This is a genomic window from Uniformispora flossi, assembly GCF_049534875.1.
Lineage (GTDB): Bacteria > Actinomycetota > Actinomycetes > Streptomycetales > Streptomycetaceae > Yinghuangia > Yinghuangia aomiensis.
This window is the reverse complement of record NZ_JBMULZ010000015.1, coordinates 26218-43305: the sequence shown is the minus strand read 5'-3', so window position 1 is coordinate 43305 and position 17088 is coordinate 26218. Positions and strand designations below refer to the sequence as shown.

The 17088-nt window shown below is 73.2% G+C and carries 14 protein-coding genes; 7 read left to right on the top strand and 7 right to left on the bottom strand.

Annotation, left to right across the window (positions count from 1 at the left end; genetic code table 11):
* Positions 1-213 precede the first annotated feature (213 nt).
* The 4 genes from pgsA to ACPA54_RS27825 all read left to right on the top strand — a co-directional run bounded on the left by pgsA (position 214) and on the right by ACPA54_RS27825 (position 3390).
* A complete protein-coding gene (gene pgsA, locus ACPA54_RS27840) occupies positions 214-963 on the top strand; it encodes a CDP-diacylglycerol--glycerol-3-phosphate 3-phosphatidyltransferase (RefSeq protein ID WP_423534250.1) in 750 nt (249 codons plus the stop codon).
* 39 nt (positions 964-1002) lie between these two features.
* The gene (locus ACPA54_RS27835; RefSeq protein ID WP_423534134.1) at positions 1003-2271 is read left to right on the top strand and encodes a CinA family nicotinamide mononucleotide deamidase-related protein; all 1269 of its coding nucleotides are present in this window, start codon (positions 1003-1005) and stop codon (positions 2269-2271) included.
* 177 nt (positions 2272-2448) lie between these two features.
* Positions 2449-2835, top strand: a complete 387-nt coding sequence (locus tag ACPA54_RS27830) for a helix-turn-helix domain-containing protein (protein ID WP_345679351.1) — start codon at positions 2449-2451, stop codon at positions 2833-2835.
* A 204-nt stretch (positions 2836-3039) separates the two neighbouring features.
* Positions 3040-3390, top strand: coding sequence for a hypothetical protein (locus ACPA54_RS27825; protein ID WP_423534133.1), 351 nt, complete (start codon positions 3040-3042; stop codon positions 3388-3390).
* Positions 3391-3489: 99 nt separating this feature from the next.
* Here the strand turns inward: ACPA54_RS27825 and ACPA54_RS27820 are convergent, their stop codons facing one another.
* The 5 genes from ACPA54_RS27820 to ACPA54_RS27800 all read right to left on the bottom strand — a co-directional run bounded on the left by ACPA54_RS27820 (position 3490) and on the right by ACPA54_RS27800 (position 11220).
* Positions 3490-4287, bottom strand: a complete 798-nt coding sequence (locus ACPA54_RS27820; protein WP_423534132.1) for an SDR family NAD(P)-dependent oxidoreductase — start codon at positions 4285-4287, stop codon at positions 3490-3492.
* Between the two features lie 129 nt (positions 4288-4416).
* Positions 4417-4887 carry a hypothetical protein gene (locus ACPA54_RS27815; RefSeq protein WP_423534131.1) on the bottom strand — a complete coding sequence of 157 codons (471 nt, stop codon included), beginning with the start codon at positions 4885-4887 and terminating at the stop codon, positions 4417-4419.
* Between the two features lie 175 nt (positions 4888-5062).
* Positions 5063-5845, bottom strand: coding sequence for a DNA-formamidopyrimidine glycosylase family protein (locus tag ACPA54_RS27810; RefSeq protein ID WP_423534130.1), 783 nt, complete (start codon positions 5843-5845; stop codon positions 5063-5065).
* Between the two features lie 295 nt (positions 5846-6140).
* A complete protein-coding gene (locus ACPA54_RS27805; protein ID WP_423534129.1) occupies positions 6141-10925 on the bottom strand; it encodes an ATP-dependent helicase in 4785 nt (1594 codons plus the stop codon).
* A gap of 100 nt (positions 10926-11025) precedes the next feature.
* Positions 11026-11220: a DUF3046 domain-containing protein gene (locus ACPA54_RS27800; RefSeq protein WP_423534128.1), complete on the bottom strand. Its 195-nt coding sequence runs from the start codon at positions 11218-11220 to the stop codon at positions 11026-11028.
* A 103-nt stretch (positions 11221-11323) separates the two neighbouring features.
* Here ACPA54_RS27800 and ACPA54_RS27795 point away from each other — a divergent pair, with 103 nt between their 5' ends.
* The gene (locus tag ACPA54_RS27795) at positions 11324-12574 is read left to right on the top strand and encodes an AI-2E family transporter (RefSeq protein ID WP_423534127.1); all 1251 of its coding nucleotides are present in this window, start codon (positions 11324-11326) and stop codon (positions 12572-12574) included.
* Here ACPA54_RS27795 and ACPA54_RS27790 read toward each other — a convergent pair.
* Complete coding sequence (locus ACPA54_RS27790; RefSeq protein ID WP_423534126.1) at positions 12550-13329, bottom strand: site-2 protease family protein; 780 nt, start codon at positions 13327-13329, stop codon at positions 12550-12552. The genes ACPA54_RS27795 and ACPA54_RS27790 overlap by 25 nt on opposite strands.
* Before the next feature lie 150 nt (positions 13330-13479).
* Positions 13480-14373, bottom strand: coding sequence for a 3-methyl-2-oxobutanoate hydroxymethyltransferase (gene panB / locus ACPA54_RS27785; protein WP_345679359.1), 894 nt, complete (start codon positions 14371-14373; stop codon positions 13480-13482).
* Between the two features lie 259 nt (positions 14374-14632).
* Between panB and ACPA54_RS27780 the strand changes: the two genes are divergently transcribed.
* Together ACPA54_RS27780 and ACPA54_RS27775 are read left to right on the top strand one after the other, a co-directional pair.
* A complete protein-coding gene (locus ACPA54_RS27780) occupies positions 14633-16231 on the top strand; it encodes an MFS transporter (protein ID WP_423534125.1) in 1599 nt (532 codons plus the stop codon).
* A gap of 3 nt (positions 16232-16234) precedes the next feature.
* Positions 16235-16894: a TetR/AcrR family transcriptional regulator gene (locus tag ACPA54_RS27775; protein WP_423534124.1), complete on the top strand. Its 660-nt coding sequence runs from the start codon at positions 16235-16237 to the stop codon at positions 16892-16894.
* Positions 16895-17088 lie beyond the last annotated feature (194 nt).

Here is a 17088-nt window from a genome sequence, read left to right as displayed (position 1 = left end):
GCGCAGCGCGCCGAAGCCGCGCGCGCCGCGGCCGCCCAGCGCGCGGAGGCCATGCGGATCGCCGCCGCGCACCGCGCCGAGGCGATGCGCGCCGCCGCCGCCCACCCGGCCGAAGCGGTCCGCACCGCGGCCGCCAACCACCCGCCCAAGCCGGACCGGCTGGGCGACCCGACGACATCGGTCAGCGTGTGGAACGCCGCCAACGGGCTGACCATGCTGCGCATCGCGATAGTCCCGCTGTTCGTGTGGCTGCTGGTGCAGGACGGCGGCCATGACCCCGTGTGGCGCGCATGGGCCTGGGCGGCCTTCGCCATCGCCAGCATCAGCGACCGCTTCGACGGCATGCTCGCCCGCCGCCACGGCCTGGTCACCGACTTCGGCAAACTCGTCGACCCGATCGCCGACAAGGCGCTCATGGGCGCCGCCCTCATCGGCCTGTCGGCGCTCGGCGACCTGCCGTGGTGGGTCACCGGCATCGTGCTGTTCCGCGAAATCGGCATCACCCTCATGCGGTTCTGGGTGATCAAACGCGGGGTGATTCCGGCGAGCCGCGGGGGCAAGCTCAAGACGCTGCTCCAGGGCACCGCCATCGGGATGTACGTCCTGGTCATCACCGGCCCGCTCGCGTCCTTCCGCGCGTGGGTCATGGCGGTCGCGGTCATCGCGACCGTGGTGACCGGCCTCGACTACGTCGTCAAGGCGATGCGCGGCGGCAACGACGGCACGGACGGCAGCACGGACGGCACCGACGGCGACGGCACAGGCGACACCGACACCGACACCGACACCGACACCGACACCGACACCGACACCGACACCGACACCGACACCGACACCGACACCGACACCGACACGGAAACCGACGACCCGGGCGACACCGGCGGCGAAGCGGACGGGGACCGGCACGACGCGGCCCCCGGCACCGACGGCCGTGAACCCGCTGACGCCCGGCGCACCGACTAGCCCACACCACGAGCAGACCACGAGCACCAGGGGGCACGCGTGGACATCGAACTCGTCGCGGTCGGCGACGAACTCCTCATCGGCGACGTCGTCAACACCAACGCGACCGTGCTCGGGCAGATGCTCACCGACGCCGGGATCCACGTCACCGGTATCTCGACGGTCGGCGACGGCCTCGACAGCCTCGTCGACGTGCTGCGCATCGCCGTCGGCCGCGCCGACGCGGTGCTGATCACCGGCGGACTCGGCCCCACCTCCGACGACCGCACCCGCGAGGCCGTGGCCCGGGTCGCCGAGGTCCCGCTCCACCGCGACCCCGATGTCGAACAGTGGCTGCGCGACCGCTACCGGGACAGCAACCGCACCCTCACCGGGCTCGGCCTCCAGCAGGCCGACGTCCCGGAAGGCGGCCGGGTGCTGCCCAACGACCGCGGCAGCGCGCCCGGCCTGGCGATCGACATCCGCGGCACCGCCGTCTACGCGACGCCGGGCGTCCCGCACGAAATGGCCGCGATGGTCGGCGACCAGGTCCTGCCCGACCTGCTGCGCCGCTCCGGCTCGCCCGCCCCGCGCGCCCAGCGCGTGCTGCGCACCGTGGGCGTCGGCGAAGGCGTCGTCGCGCAGTACCTCGAACCGTTGGAGAAGCAGGTCGCCGAGGCCGGCGCGGTCGAGGTCGCCTACCTCGCGGAGCCGGGTGAGACGCGCGTGAAGCTCACCTCCACCGGTCCGGGCGGCGGCGAGGCCGTCGACGCGGCCGCGATGCGCGCCTACGAACTGCTCGGCGACTGCGTCTACGCCGAAGGCGACGAGACCCTGGTGGCCGTCGTCGCGCGGCTGCTGGCGAAGCGCGGCGCGACGCTCGCCGCGGCGGAATCCCTCACCGGCGGGCTGCTCGCCTCGACGATGGTGACGGTGCCGGGCGTCTCCGCGGTGTTCCGCGGCTCGGTGACCGCGTACGCGACCGATGTGAAGCAGTCGGTGCTCGGCGTCGACGCCGGACTGCTGGCCGCCGAGGGCGCCGTACACCCGCGCGTGGCACGGGAAATGGCCGAGGGTGTGCGATCCCTCCTGTCGGGTACGTACGGGGTGGCCACGACCGGAGTGGCCGGCCCGGATCCCCAGGACGGGCGCCCGGTCGGCGAGATCCACATCGCGGTCGCGGGCCCGGACGGAACGGCTTCGGACACCGCGCAACTGTGGGGCGACCGGGACCGGATCCGGGCGCTGACCGTGGTGCGGGCGTTGGAACTGCTGCGGCGCACGCTGCTCGGCCTGCCGCAGAAGCAGGCCCGGGAATGCACGGGCTGAGAGGGGGGTTGTGCCGTCGATGGGGAATGTACGGGACGAACGTGGTAAAACGCCGCTCCGAATGTCAAGGCTGCACGCCCTCAGTGAACAGGACGTCAGACCGGGTACGGAGTCGGGATCGGCCGGGTACGGTGGGGCTGTGTCCGTTGCAGCCGCGGTCCTAGGAGGGAGCGACCGATGATTCTGCTTCGTCGCCTACTGGGTGACGTGCTGCGTCGGCAGCGCCAGCGCCAGGGCCGCACCCTGCGCGAGGTGTCGTCGGCGGCCCGGGTCTCGCTCGGGTACCTCTCGGAGGTCGAGCGCGGCCAGAAGGAAGCGTCGTCCGAACTGCTCTCCGCCATCTGCGAGGCGTTGGACGTGCGCATGTCGATCGTGCTGCGCGAGGTGAGCGACGAACTCGCGCTCGCCGAGCTGGCGCACAACGAAGGTCTGACGTCCCGTCCGGTGCTCGAGCCGGTGGGCTCGGCGCAGAGCGAGCGCGTGCCGGGCGACCGCCTGGCGGGTGCCGGCGCGCCGAACCAGGTCAAGACCGCCAACCAGGTCGAGGTGGTCGCCGCCGCCTGAACAGGGCGCGGCGTGAGCGAGGGCGGTGCGGGCCGACAAGGCCCGGCGCCGCCCTCACGCTTTGTCGACGACTTCGCCGCATTTGTCACGGATCGTCACCAAGTGGTGCGCCGATCGAGTGATTGGCGGTGCCTGGCCTCGCCCGACCGGTTGTTCCCGGGCAAGGCTGGAGGTCCCCGTGAGGGGAACCGAGGGAGGCCGACCATGAACCCGGTTGGGCAGCACCTTGGCACCACCGCCCCGGCTCGCGGCACGCGCCCGCGGCCCGAGGGCGGCTTCGCGGCCCGCACCCTGCGGGCCCTGCTGGACGGCCGCGTCCGCGACCGCGACGCGGCGACGTGGGCCGTCGCCGCCGTCCTGACCCTGGCGTGGTGGGCGGCCTTCGGCTGGCTCGCCGGCCTCGACACCGCGGGCCCGGCCACCGGCGCGGCCCTGTGCGGCGGCTGGAGCCTCAGCCTCCTGCCGGTCCACTGCGCCGCCCGCTTCCGCCGCAACCGCGGCGGGGCGAACGTCGACGACGCCGAGCAGGCGGAGGGGCTGCCGCGGGCGGGGTGACCGGGCACCACCGCCCCGACGCGCCGCCCACCCGCCTCGAACGCGGGCGGGCCCGGCACCCCCAGGAGTGCCGGGCCCGTCGTGCGGGTCAGCGTGTGGCTACCACGGCATCGTCACGCCGCCGTTGGGGCGGAGGATCTGGCCGGTCATGAACTTCGCCGCGTCCGACGCCAGGTACGCCACCGCGTAGGCGATGTCCTCGGGCTCGCCGACGCGCTTGAGCGGGGACATCTTGACCATCGGGGCGGCGACGGCGGCCTTGCGGGCCTCGTCCTCGGTGCCGTCCTCGGCCGTCCAGTGACGGCCCGTCATGCCGGTGACGATCCAGCCGGGCGCAACCGCGTTGACCCGGACGCCGTTCGGGCCGACCTCGGTGGCGAGCGTCTTGGTGAGCTGCACGACGGCGGTCTTGGCGGTGCTGTAGCAGACCAGGCCCGCGTTGGTCGTGTCGATGGCGCTGGACGCCATGTTGACGATGCTGCCGGATCCCTGCTCGACCATGACGCGCGCGGCGGCGCGGCAGCCGTAGAAGACGCCCTTGAAGTTCACCGACAGCACCCGGTCGAGGTCCTCGTCGGTCGTCTCGATCACGGTGCTCGTGTGCATGATGCCCGCCACGTTGGCCATCACGTCGAGGCGCCCGTGCGCGGCGACGGCGGAGGCCACCAGCTCGTCGACGGACGCTGCCGACGACGTGTCGACGCGCGCCGCGGACGCCGTGCCGCCGGCCTCCGCGATCAGCTTCGCGGTCGCCTCGGCGCCGCCCTCGTTGATGTCCGCGCACACCACGGCCGCGCCGAGTTCGGCGAGGACCTGCGCGCTGCTGCGGCCGATTCCGCTGGCGGCACCGGTGATGACGGCCACGCGGCCGGACAGATCGAGGGCTGTGCGCAACACGGGTTCCCCTCCCACGGAGTTCAGGGCCGGGATCCCGGGCCCATCGGGACCGTAGGCAGGATCTGACGAACAGTCAATAATCGTTGACCGGGGCGCGCGTCACCTTGTCCGCGGCGGATCCGCGCCCGGTCAGGAGCCGGACTGCTGGGCCAGGCACCAGCGGTGTGCGGTGCTGCCGACGGAGATCAGGCCGGAGTGGGCCAGCCCGTCGCAGACGTTGTCGGGAAGTCCGGACCCGGTGCCGGGAGTCGACGCGGGCATCGGGCGGCGCGACGGGACGCCGCCGTGCTCCGGCCCCGGGCGGCGCGGGGGCTGCCGCGGCGGTTCGGCGGTGGGGGAGGCGGTGGGGGAGTCGGCCGCGGACGGCTGCGGCGTGTTCCACGCCGTGTGCCGCAGCCCGGCCGTGGCGACCGGGCCCGGCAGCGGCGGCAGCGGCACGACCGCGGGCAACGGCCCGAGGGGGTCCGGGGCGAGCGCCTGCGGGGCGGCCGACACGCAGCCGGCCAGGAACGGCAGGCAGAGCAGGGGGACGAGACGCCGCAGCGGTCGGCGGCGCGCGGCAACAGGATTCACAGCGGTCATATTGATCACAGCGGTCACAGGGAGGCTCCTCCGGGTCGCGCACGCCGAACGCCCTGTACGACGACCCGGAGGCGGCGGAGTCACCGCGAATCCCCCGAACAGTTGACAGCGTTCGATCATCCGCCGGTCGGGTGACCGAAAAGTCTCACCGCGACCGACCGGAAACGACCGGAAGCCAGCGGAAATCTCCAGGTCACCGCGGGTCCGGCTGGCACCGTGGGCACCAGAACACCACGCGCGGCGGCTGCCCCGCGTCGACCCGGCGGATCGGCGTCCGGCAGCGGCGGCACGGCCGCCCCGCGCGGCCGTAGACCCAGTGCTGCTGCCCGGGCCGGGTGTCTCCGGTGGTGACATGGCCGTGCCGCGTGCGGTTCGCGGCCAAGGCGCGCCGCGCCAAGTCGGCCCATGCGCGCAGGTCGCCCGCGTCGGCGACCGGGGCGAACGGGGACACCCCGCGCAGGAAGCACAGTTCGGCCCGGTACACGTTGCCGATGCCCGCCAGGTTGCGCTGGTCGAGCAAGGCTTCGCCGATCGACCGCGCGGGCTGCGCGGCGAGCCGGCGCGCGGCCTCGTCCGCGTCCCAGTCCGGGCCGAGCAGGTCGGGGCCCAAGTGGCCGACGACGCGGGCTTCGTGCGCGGTGGGCAGCAGGTCGACGACCGGCATGCGCAGCCCGACGGCGGAGTAGTCCTCGTTGGTCAGCACCACCCGCACCTGGTCACGGCCGCCCGGAATCCGGGCGTCGGGGGCCTGAACGCGCCACACGCCGTCCATGCGGAAGTGCGTGTGCAGGGTCAGATCGCCGTCGAAGCGGGTCAGGAGGTGCTTGCCGCGGGGTTCGATGCCGACCACGGTCCGGCCGCGCAGATCGACGGTCGCGTAGCGCGGGACCCGGAAATCGGTGCGGGTGAGCACCCGCCCGTCCAGCGCACCGCGCAGCTGCATGGCGGCCAGGAACACCGTGTCACCTTCGGGCATGACCCCATTGTCCGGGACCGGACGCCGTCCGCGGCGGGCAGCCCCGCGAAGGCCGGGCTGCGGACCGCAGCCGCAGACCGCAACCGGTACCGCACCCGCGCGGCCAGGAACACGTGCGCGGCACCGGTTGCCGTTCTGCCTGCCCCTACCGTGGCGCGTGCAGGTTCGTCACGGGCGAGGCTCGCCTCCCCGGAGGGAGGAACGGATCGGCGCGTGGCCTCCGTTGCCCTCGATACTGCGCGACGGACGTGACCGGGGTGTTTCGTCCGGCAGGCGGGGACGTAACGAACAGGTCTCACCCGCGCAGCCGGAGGCCGCGCGGCGTCGCGTGGAACCCGGCGGCTTCCAGCGCCCGGCCGAGCGACGACGTCAGAATGCCCTCGCCGTCCGCGCGTTCCACCGTCAGCTTGCCCAGCGCGCCCTCCCGGACGGCCAGCGCGAGCGCGTCCACCGCGGGCTGCAGCCGCAGCGGGTCCTCGGTCCAGCTCAGCAGCGAACGGCCGCCGCGTTCGATGTAGAGCACGAGCTCGCCGTCGACGAGCACGACCAGCGCCCCGGCCTTGCGGCCCGCCCGGTGCCCGCCGCCCGCGTCGCCGGGGCGTTCCGGCCACGGGAGCGCGGCACCGTACGGGTTCGCCGGATCGGCCGCGGCCAGCAGCAGCGCCCGCGGCCCGGCGTCCTCGCGCGCTCCCGCGGCCCCGCCGCGCGGTGCGAAGCCGCCCGGTGCGAGGGCGCCGGCGCCGAAGCCGCCCGCCCCGAACGCGCCCGGCCCGCCGAATCCGTCGCCGCCCGCGGCCGCCGACTCGGCCCGCCGCTCCGCCGCCTGATGCAGCGCCCGCAGCCGGTCCACCGCGCCGTCCGCGGCGAACTGCGCGGCGCCGAGGCCTTCCACGAAGTAGCCGCGGCGCACCCGCCCGGTCTCCTCGAACACCGACAGCACCCGGTACGCGGCCGAGAACCCGCCCGGGCTGCCCTCCGCGACCACCGCGCCGCGGGTGACGACGCCGTGCCGGTCGAGCAGCGTCTCGGCGAGCGCATGCGCGCGCCGCGTCGGATCGGTCTCCCGGTCCGGGACCAGCGACCAGCGGCCTACCGCCGTCGGCGGCGCGGAGCGCACCGGCATCACCGGTCGGCCGCGGCTCAGCCCCGCGTACCGGCCGCGCGGTGTGGCGCGGCGGGCCCGGTGGGCGGTCGAGCCCGCGGTCCGCCCCGACCCCATCAGGGCGCGCAGCGGTGCGAGCGTGTCGCCGGTGACGTGCCCGGCCCACGCGAGATCCCACAGCGCCGACACGACTTCGCCCTCGCTCGGCGGGGCGCCGTCGGCCAGGGTCGCGGCGACCCGGTCGGCGATCTGCTTGAAGAACAGCCCGTAGCCGCCGTCGAGCGCGCCGAGCACCGCCTGGTGCAACGGGCTGGGATCCAGCGGCACCGGCGGCGGCATGAGCAGCGGTGCGGCATCCGCCAGATACAGCGACACCCAGCCGTCGTTGCCCGGGAGACCGCCGTGCCCGGCCCACACCACCTCGCCGGTCGCGCACAACTCGTCGAGCAGCGCCGGCTGGTAGCCGTGCACGCGGCCCGGCAGCACGAGCTTCTCCAGCGCGGAGGCGGGCACGGACGCGCCCTGCAGCTGCTCGATCGCCCGGACCAGCCCGTCCACGCCGCGCAGCCCGCCCGATCCGGCGGACGCACCGGCGGCGGCGCCCTGCCACACCGGCAGGAACCGGGCGAGGGCGATCGGCGGCACCGGCTCGACCTCGTGCCGCAGCGCGGCCAGCGACCGCCGCCGCAGCATGCGCAGCACCTCGGCGTCGCACCACTCGGTGCCCGCGCCGCCCGGCCGGAACTCGCCGGACACCACGCGCCCGGCCGCGGCGAGCCGCTGGTACGCCCCGGTCACCACCGCCGTGCCCAGCCCGAACCGGGCCGCCGCGTCGACGGCGTGGAACGGCCCGCGGGTACGGGCGTAGCGGGCCAGCAGATCGCCCAGCGGGTCCTTGACCGGCTCGGTGAACGCCTCGGGCACGCCCACCGGCAGCGGCGTGCCGAGCGCGTCGCGCAGCCGCCCGGCGTCCTCGATCGCCGCCCACTGCTCGGTGCCCGCGATGCGCACGCGAATGGCCCGCCGGGACTCCTCCAGCCCGACGAGCCACCGGGCGGTGTCCGGCGCGGAGCCGAGGCTGCGGGCCACGATCTCGTCGGTGGTCTGCGGGCCGAGCAGCCGCAGCAGGTCGGCGACGCCTTCCAGGTCGCGGGCACGGCGGTCGTCGGTCAGGCGCTGCAGCTCGTTCTCGGTCCGGGCGACGACGTCCGCGTCGAGGAGTTCGCGCAGCTCGGCTTGGCCGAGGAGTTCGGACAGCAGGCGGGAGTCCAGCGCGAGCGCGGCCGCGCGGCGTTCGGCGAGCGGCGAATCGCCTTCGTACATGAACTGGGCGACGTAGCCGAACAGCAGTGACCGGGCGAACGGCGACGGTTCGGGCGTGGTGACCTCGACGATGCGGACCTTGCGCGTCGCGATGTCGTCCATCAGCCCGGCCAGGCCGGGCACGTCGAACACGTCCTGGAGGCACTCGCGCATCGTCTCGAGGACGATCGGGAACGACCCGTACTCGCTCGCCACCGACAGCAGTTGGGCGGCCCGCTGGCGCTGCTGCCACAGCGGCGTGCGGCGGCCCGGCATGCGGCGCGGGAGCAGCAGCGCACGCGCCGCGCACTCGCGGAACCGGGACGCGAACAGCGCCGATCCGCCGACCTCGGCGGTGACCAGCGGTTCGACCTCGGCGGGTTCGAACACCGCGAAGTCCGGCGGCAGGCTGAACTCGGCGTCCTGGTCGCCGCCGCCGTCCGGGCCGAACGGGTCGCCGGTGTCCGGCAGCCGGAGCACGATGCCGTCGTCGCCGTGCATCGTCTGCACGTCGAGCCCGGTGCGTTCGCGCAGCCGCGCGGCCACCGCCAACGCCCAGGGGGCATGTACCTGGGCACCGAACGGCGAGTGCACGACGACGCGCCAGTCGCCGAGTTCGTCGCGGAAGCGCTCCACGACGATGGTGCGGTCGTCGGGCACGTGCCCGCACGCTTCCCGCTGCTCCTTGAGGTAGGCGAGCAGGTTGTCGACCGCCCACGGGTCCAGGCCCGCCGCGGCGACCCGCTCGCGGGCCTCGGTCTCCGGCATGGCGCCGACTTCGCGCAGGAACGCGCCGAGCGCACGGCCGAGTTCGACGGGGCGGCCGAGCGCGTCGCCGTGCCAGAACGGCAGCTTGCCGGGCACGCCGGGGGCAGGGGTGACCAGGACCTTGTCGTGCGTGATGTCCTCGATGCGCCACGACGACGTGCCCAGGGTGAACACGTCGCCGACGCGCGACTCGTAGACCATTTCCTCGTCGAGTTCGCCGACCCGCGACTTCGACTTGCCGTCGCCCGCCGCCAGGAAGACCCCGAACAGGCCGCGGTCCGGGATCGTGCCGCCGCTGGTGACGGCGAGCCGCTGCGCTCCGGGCCGCGCGGTCACCGTGCCGGCCACCCGGTCCCACACCAGGCGCGGCCGCAGCTCGGCGAACGCGTCGCTGGGGTAACGGCCGGCGAGCATGTCGAGGACGGCTTCGTAGGCCGACACCGGCAGTGCCGCGAACGGCGCGGCCCGGCGCACGACGCCGAGGAGTTCCTCGACGTCCCAGTCCTCGACCGACACCATCGCGACGATCTGCTGCGCGAGCACGTCGAGCGGGTTGCGTGGCGGCCGCACCGCCTCGATCGAACCGTCCCGCATCCGCTCGGTCACCACCGCGGTCTGCACGAGGTCGCCGCGGAACTTCGGGAAGACCACGCCGCGCGACACCGCACCGACCTGGTGTCCCGCACGGCCGACCCGCTGCAGCCCGGAGGCCACCGACGGCGGCGACTCGACCTGCACCACCAGGTCGACCGCCCCCATGTCGATGCCCAGCTCCAGGCTCGACGTGGCGACCACCGCGGGCAGCCGCCCGGCCTTGAGGTCCTCCTCCACGACCGCGCGCTGCTCCTTGGACACCGACCCGTGGTGTGCCCGGGCCAGCACCGCCGGGGCGCCCTTCGCGCTGCCCGCCTGTGCCATCAGCTCGGCGGGAGAGGAGTCCTCGGGCATCGCCTCGCCGGTGGCGCGCTCGTAGGCGATCTCGTTGAGGCGCCCGCACAGCCGCTCGGCCAAGCGCCGCGAGTTGGCGAACACGATGGTCGAGCGGTGCGCCTGCACCAGGTCGACGATCCGCTCCTCGACGTGCGGCCACACCGACGCGCGCTGCACTTGGCCCAGCTCGTCGTACTCGGCGGGCTTGCCGGCCAGCTCGCCCATGTCCTCGACGGGCACCACGACGGACAGGTCGAAGGTCTTCGCGGACGGCGGCTGCACGATGATCGCGTCGCGCGTCCCGCACAGGAACCGGGCGACCTCGTCGACCGGCCGCACCGTCGCGGACAGCCCGATCCGCCGCGCGGGCTTGTCGAGCAGCTGGTCGAGGCGTTCCAGGCTGAGCGCGAGGTGCGCGCCGCGCTTGGTCCCGGCGACCGCGTGCACCTCGTCGACGATCACCGTGTCGACGCCGCGCAGCGCATCGCGCGCCTGCGAGGTGAGGATCAGGAACAGCGACTCGGGCGTCGTGATGAGGATGTCCGGCGGCTTGGCGGCGAACCGGCGCCGGTCGGCCGCGGGCGTGTCCCCCGACCGCACTCCGACCTCGACCTGCGGCTCCGGCAGGCCGAGCCGCACCGCGGCCTGCCGGATCCCGGCCAGCGGGCCGCGCAGGTTGCGCTCGACATCGACCGCGAGGGCCTTGAGCGGGGAGATGTACAGCACACGGCAGCGCAGCCGCGGGTCGACCGGCGGCGGCTCGGCGGCCAGCCGGTCGAGCGCGGACAGGAACGCGGCGAGCGTCTTGCCCGACCCCGTCGGCGCGACGACCAGCGCGTCCCGCTCGGCGGCGATGGCCGCCCACGCGCCGGCCTGCGCGGCCGTCGGCTCGTGGAAGGCACCCGTGAACCAGTCCCGGGTGGCGGGGGAGAAACCGTCGAGGACCGCGGACATGTCGGGGGCATCGTGGTCATGCATAGGCAATCCATCGTGCCAAGCCGGACCGACAAACGCGCCCGGCGGACTCCGCGCGGCGCCCGCGGACCCAGAGTCAGCCGAGTCAGCCGAGTCAGCCGAGTCAGCGCAGCGCGGCCGGGACGTCCATGGCCACGCACACCGCGCGCCACACGTCCTTGGCGTCGTACCCGGCGTCCAGCGCCTGCGTGACGGTACGCCCGCCCAGCTCGGCGATCACGTGGTCGCGGGCGAAGGAGTCGGCGTAGGTCTCGCCGAAGTGGGCGCGCATCCGTTCCCAGAAGTCGGTCAGTCGCATGCCCCCAGTATCCCGGTTGCGCCCCGGGTCCCGGCCGGTCCGCGGCGGCGGCCGACCGGGCGCGATTCCGGCGGAACCCCGGTCTCCACATACAGTGCAAGGCGTGACCACGACCCCCGCACCCCCCGGCGACGACCACGGCGGCCTCGCGACCGCCGCTCCGGAGACCGGCGACGGCCGTACGTCCGAACCCGCGGGCGATTCCGCCGCCCGCCCCCGCGAGCAGATGCCTCCGTGGCTGCCCCGCGCCGTCCTGATGATCCTCGGCATGATCATCGGCTTCATGCTGCTGCGCTGGGCCTTCGGGCACCTGCGCGGGTTCCTCATGGACCTGGTCATAGCGCTCTTCCTGGCGCTGGCCATCGAACCGGCCGTGGACAAGCTCGCCCGGCGCGGCATCCGGCGCGGGGTGGCGACCGGGATCGTGTTCGTGGTGGTGCTGGCGGTGCTCGCCGCGATCCTCGCCGCGGTCGGCTCCCTCGTCGTCGACCAGGTCGCCAACCTGGCCCGCAACATGCCGCACTACGTCCAGTCACTGCTCGACTGGATCAACCACAGGTTCCACACCGAACTGACGATGGACAAGATCCAGGGCGGCCTGTTCAAGGACTCCAACACCGTCCAGGGCTACGCCGAGAAAGTCGCGAACAACGCCCTCGGCTTCGGCCAGGCGGTCATCGGCGGCCTGTTCGAGCTGTTCACCATCGGCATGTTCACGTTCTACTTCGCCGCCGAAGGCCCGCGCCTGCGCCGCGCGGTGTGCTCGCTGCTGCCGCCCGCGAAGCAGACCGAGGTGCTGCGCGCGTGGGAGATCGCCATCGACAAGACCGGCGGCTACCTGTACTCGCGGGCGCTGATGGCCCTGGTGTCGGCCGTCGCGCACTACATCTTCTTCCTGGTCCTGGGCGTGGACTACGCACTGGCGCTCGGCATCTGGGTCGGCATCGTGAGCCAGTTCATCCCGACTGTCGGCACCTACATAGCGGCCGCGCTGCCGGTGCTGGTCGCGCTGACGCAGAGCCCGGCGGACGCGCTGTGGGTGATCGTCTTCGCGACCGCGTACCAGCAGTTCGAGAACTACCTGCTGCAGCCGCGCATCACGTCGATGACCGTGGACATCCATCCGGCGGTCGCGTTCGGCTCGGTCATCGCGGGCGCCGCGCTGCTCGGGCCCACCGGCGCGCTGATCGCCATTCCGGCGACGGCCACCGCGACCGCGTTCCTCTCGACGTACGTGCGGCGCTACGAGGTCAACGATCACCCGCTGGCGGCCGCGGACACCAAGCCTCCCAAGCCCGCCACGCCCGCACGGGTGTCCGGACCGCGGCGCTACTTCCAGAACCGGAACAAGTGATAGCCGAGTGAGGTCCAGCCCGGCGGGATGTTCATCGCGTCCGTGATGTGGTCGACCTGGTCGAAGAACCAGCGGTTGATCTCCGGCGTGAACAGCAGCGCGAAGAGGAGCAGCGGGCCGAACTGCGCATACGGGGCGATCGCCCGGCGGAAGTCGTAGGACAGCCACGGCTCGATGATCCCGTAGCCGTCGAGCCCCGGGACCGGCAGCAGGTTGAGCACCGCGGCGATGACCTGGAGCTGGGTGAAGAACGCGAAGGCCGCGTAGAACGGCGCCCCCGCGCTGTTGAACAGCGACGTGTTGAGGAGCAGCCCGCACACCGCGGCGATCGCCACGTTGGTGAGCGGCCCGGCCGCGGACACCCAGCTGTGCTGGGCCCGGCTGCGGATGCGGCCGCGGTCGATGTAGACCGCGCCGCCGCTGAGCGGGATGCCGCCCATCAGCACGAAGATCGTCGGCAGGATGAAGGTGAACAGCGGGTCGCTGTACTTGATCGGGTCGAGGGTGAGATAGCCCTTGCCGATCACCGTCGTGTCACCGGCGCGCAGCGCGACGAAGGCGTGCATGAATTCGTGGAGGCACAGGGAGATCAGCCACGCGCTCATGACGAACAGGAAGACCGCGATCCGCTGGTCGCCGCTGCCGTTCCAGGCGCTCGCGCCGGACGCGATGCAGACCACGATCAGGGCCAGGAAGAGCGCGGACGGCCGCACATGGCGGAGGTGCGAGCCGGGACGGGTCCAGGCGTCGGTCACGATCGGGCCTCTCCCGTCCGGGCGTGCGGTCTGCGGTCCGCCGGGCGGGCCCGGCATGTCGGGAAGTATGCCGCGTCCCCGGTCCCGCGCACAGCGGGGGCCGGGGACGCGAGGGGTCTTCCGACGGGTTTTCGACGGAATGTCCGCGGATCAGTGGAAGGCGTGCTCCGGGCCCGGGTACGTGCCGCCCACGACGTCCGCCGCGTAGGCGCGCGCCGCGTCGCCGAGAAGTGCCCGCAGGTCGAGGTACTGCTTCACGAACTTGGGCAGCTTGCCCTGGGTGAGCCCGGCCATGTCGGTCCAGACCAGCACCTGCGCGTCGGTGCCCGCGCCCGCGCCGATGCCGACGGTCGGGATGTCGAGCTGCTCGGTGACCCGCGCGGCCAGTTCTTCGGGGACCAGTTCCAGGACGACCGCGAACGCGCCCGCCGCCTGCATGGCCTTCGCGTCGCGGATGAGCTGGGCGCCCGCCTCGTCGCCGCGGCCCTGCACGCGGTAGCCGCCGAGCACGTTGACCGACTGCGGGGTCAGGCCGATGTGCGCCATGACCGGGACGCCCGCGGTGACCAGCGCCTCGACCTGCGGCGCCATCGCGACGCCGCCTTCCAGCTTGACCGCGCCGGCGCCGGCTTCCTTCATGAAGCGCGCGCCGGTCTCCAGGGCCTGGGCGGGGGAGATCTGGTACGAGCCGAACGGCATGTCGGCCACGACCATCGCGCGCTTGGTGCCGCGCACGACCGCCGAGGTCATCATCACGATGTCGTCGACGGTGACGGGGATGGTGTTCTCGTATCCGAGGTGGTTGTTGCCGGACGAGTCGCCGACGAGCAGGACCGGTATGCCGGCCTCGTCGAAGACCGACCCGATCATCGCGTCGTACGCGGTGAGCATCGGCCACTTCTCGCCGGTCGCCTTGGCGCGCGCCAGGTCGCGCACGGTCACGCGGCGGCCGGTGCCGGTGCCGCCGTACAGCGTGAGGCCGGGGCCCTCGGGGCTCTTCGGCGCGGTCGGCTGCGGCACAGCGGAGGGCTGCGGTTCGGACATGGTGAGACTCCTCATCTAGAGGCGCACGGACGGCGTCCCCTGACTCACGCCCATGGTGGCACGTGTCGGTCGAGGACGACAGACGCCCGCGGCCTCCTCTGCGGCCGGCGCCGAGGGCATGCCGACGGCCGCGGTTTGCCGAGTATTTACGATACGAGCCTAGACCGTTTCGTAAATACGAGTAGAGTCGTGAGATAACGAAACGAGACTGAACCGTATCGAAAACCGGCCGCGAGGCCGGGAGTCCTGGGGGACCCCCTTGTCTGACCCGAACAACGCTGCCGCACCCGGCATACCCGGCCGCGGCACACCGCCGGCCACCGTCGACCCGCACATCCACCGCCGCCGCTGGGCGATCCTGGGCGTGCTGATCCTGTCGCTGCTCGTCGTCGTCCTCGACAACTCGATCCTCAACGTCGCCATCAAGGTCATCGCCGACCCGGACCAGGGCCTGGGCGCGTCGCAGAGCCAGCTCCAGTGGGCGATCAACTCGTACACGCTGGTCTTCGCGGGCCTGCTGTTCACCGCCGGCATCCTCGGCGACCGCTACGGCCGCAAGAAGCTGCTGCTGTTCGGCATGGCCGTGTTCGGCGCCGCGTCGCTGCTGTCGTCGATGGCGCAGAGCCCCGGCCAGCTGATCGCGGCCCGCGCGGTGATGGGCTTCGGCGCCGCGTTCGTCATGCCCGCGACGCTGTCCATCATCAGCAACGTCTTCGAACCGCACGAGCGCCCCAAGGCGATCGGCATCTGGTCCGGCGCGGTCGGCCTCGCCATCGCGATCGGCCCGATCACCGGCGGCGTGCTGCTCGAGCACTTCTGGTGGGGCTCGGTCTTCCTGATCAACGTCCCGATCGTCGTCGTCGGCATCACCGCGATGATCCTCATGGTCCCCGACTCCAAGGACCCGCGGCCCGGCAAGCTCGACCCCATCGGCGTGCTGCTGTCCATCGCCGGCCTGGTCTCGCTCGTCTACGGCATCATCAAGGGCGGCGAGGACTCCTGGTCGAGCCCGCAGGTCATCGGCACCATGCTGCTCGGCGTCGCGATCCTCGCGGTCTTCGTCTGGTTCGAGAAGCGCAGCGACCACCCGGCGCTCGACGTCCGGCTGTTCCGCGAGCGGACCTTCTCCGCCGCGTCCGCCGCGATCGGCCTGGTGTTCTTCGCGCTCATGGGCGTGACCTTCTTCATGGCCTTCTACCTCCAGTCGGTGCGCGGGTACACGCCGCTGGAGACGGGCCTCTTCCTGCTGCCGCTCGCCATCGGGCAGCTGCTCTTCGCGCCGCGCAGCGCCGGCCTGGTGCGCACGTACGGCGTCCGCGCCGTGACCACCGCCGGCATGCTCGTGGTCACCGGCACGTTCCTGGCCTTCCTGGCCGCGGACGCGGACACGCCGATGTGGCTCGTCTGCGGCGTGTTCTTCTTCCAGGGCGTCGGCATGTCGCTGGTCATGCCGCCCGCGACCAACTCGGTCATGGCGAGCCTGCCGCGGGAGAAGGCGGGCGTCGGTTCCGCGGTCACCAACACCGTCCGGCAGGTCGGCGGCGCGCTCGGCGTCGCGGTCCTCGGCTCGGTCCTCTCGTCGGTCTACCGGGACCAGATCGCCGGCAACGGCGTGCCCAAGGGCGCCGACGAGTCGATCGAAGCGACCCTCGGCGCGGCCGCCCATGCGGGCCCGGCCGGCTCCGGATGGGTGGAACCGGCAAAGGACTCCTTCATCACCGCCATGCACGCCACCACCCTCGGCTCGGCCGCCGTGGCCGCGATCGGCGCGGTCGTGGTCTTCTTCTGGATGCCGCGCAAGCCCGCCGCGACTCCGGCGGAGGCTGGGGAGCAGGCACGCGAGACCGCTAAGGTCTGAGTGATGACAACGCCGTTGACCGACCCTGCGCCCGCGGACGACGGCGCGCCCGGAACCTCCCGGGTGCCGGGCGCCCGGCCCCGCGGCCGCCCGCGCAGCGCCGTCGCCGAGCGCGCGATCCTCGACGCCACCATGCGCCTGGTCGCCGAGCAGGGCAGCCTCGCGGGGCTGTCCATCGAGGCGGTCGCCCAGGAGGCGGGGGTCGGCAAGGCGACCATCTACCGGCGGTGGCCGAACAAGGAAGCCCTGGTCATCGCCGCCCTCGAGGCCGCCGAACAGCCGCTTCCCGCACTGCCGGGCGACAACGTGCGCGACGACCTGGTCCTGCTGCTCGACGCGATGCGGGTCAACCTCATCGACGCGCGGGCCGAGGGGCTGCTGTCCGCGGTGCTCGGCCAGGTCAAGCAGCATCCCGAACTGGGCCGCCGCTACCACGAGGTGGTCATCGAGAAGCGCCGCGATGCGATGCGCGACGTGCTGCGCCGCGGCATCGCCTCCGGGGAGCTGCGCGACGACGTGTCCATCGAGCTGATGAAGGACCTGCTCGCCGCGCCGATGCTCACCCGCAAGCTGATGCAGGAACTGGATCTGCCGCCGGAGCTGCCCGCGCTGATCGTGGACACGGTGCTGGCGGGGATCGGCACCGACCGGCCGCGGTGCTGACCGTGTAGTGCTCGGCGAGCCGCCGGGCTCGGCCTTCGGGCCGGGCCCGGCGGTTCGTGTGTTTGCGGGGCTTTGCGGCGGGGTCCGCGGCGACTTTTGTGACCATCGTGTACCGGAACGGCTCCCGGGAGCCGACGGGGGAACCTCGGGGCGCGGCGTGCGCGTCCTGCAAGGACGTATGCGACATTCGGCGC

Coding starts and splice junctions, on each gene's coding strand:
- ACPA54_RS27825 (WP_423534133.1), top strand. CDS start 3,040: ATGAACCCGGTTGGGCAGCACCTTGGCACCACCGCCCCGGCTCGCGGC.
- ACPA54_RS27830 (WP_345679351.1), top strand. CDS start 2,449: ATGATTCTGCTTCGTCGCCTACTGGGTGACGTGCTGCGTCGGCAGCGC.
- ACPA54_RS27810 (WP_423534130.1), bottom strand. CDS start 5,845: ATGCCCGAAGGTGACACGGTGTTCCTGGCCGCCATGCAGCTGCGCGGT.
- pgsA (WP_423534250.1), top strand. CDS start 214: ATGCTGCGCATCGCGATAGTCCCGCTGTTCGTGTGGCTGCTGGTGCAG.
- panB (WP_345679359.1), bottom strand. CDS start 14,373: ATGTCCGAACCGCAGCCCTCCGCTGTGCCGCAGCCGACCGCGCCGAAG.
- ACPA54_RS27805 (WP_423534129.1), bottom strand. CDS start 10,925: ATGCATGACCACGATGCCCCCGACATGTCCGCGGTCCTCGACGGTTTC.
- ACPA54_RS27775 (WP_423534124.1), top strand. CDS start 16,235: ATGACAACGCCGTTGACCGACCCTGCGCCCGCGGACGACGGCGCGCCC.
- ACPA54_RS27800 (WP_423534128.1), bottom strand. CDS start 11,220: ATGCGACTGACCGACTTCTGGGAACGGATGCGCGCCCACTTCGGCGAG.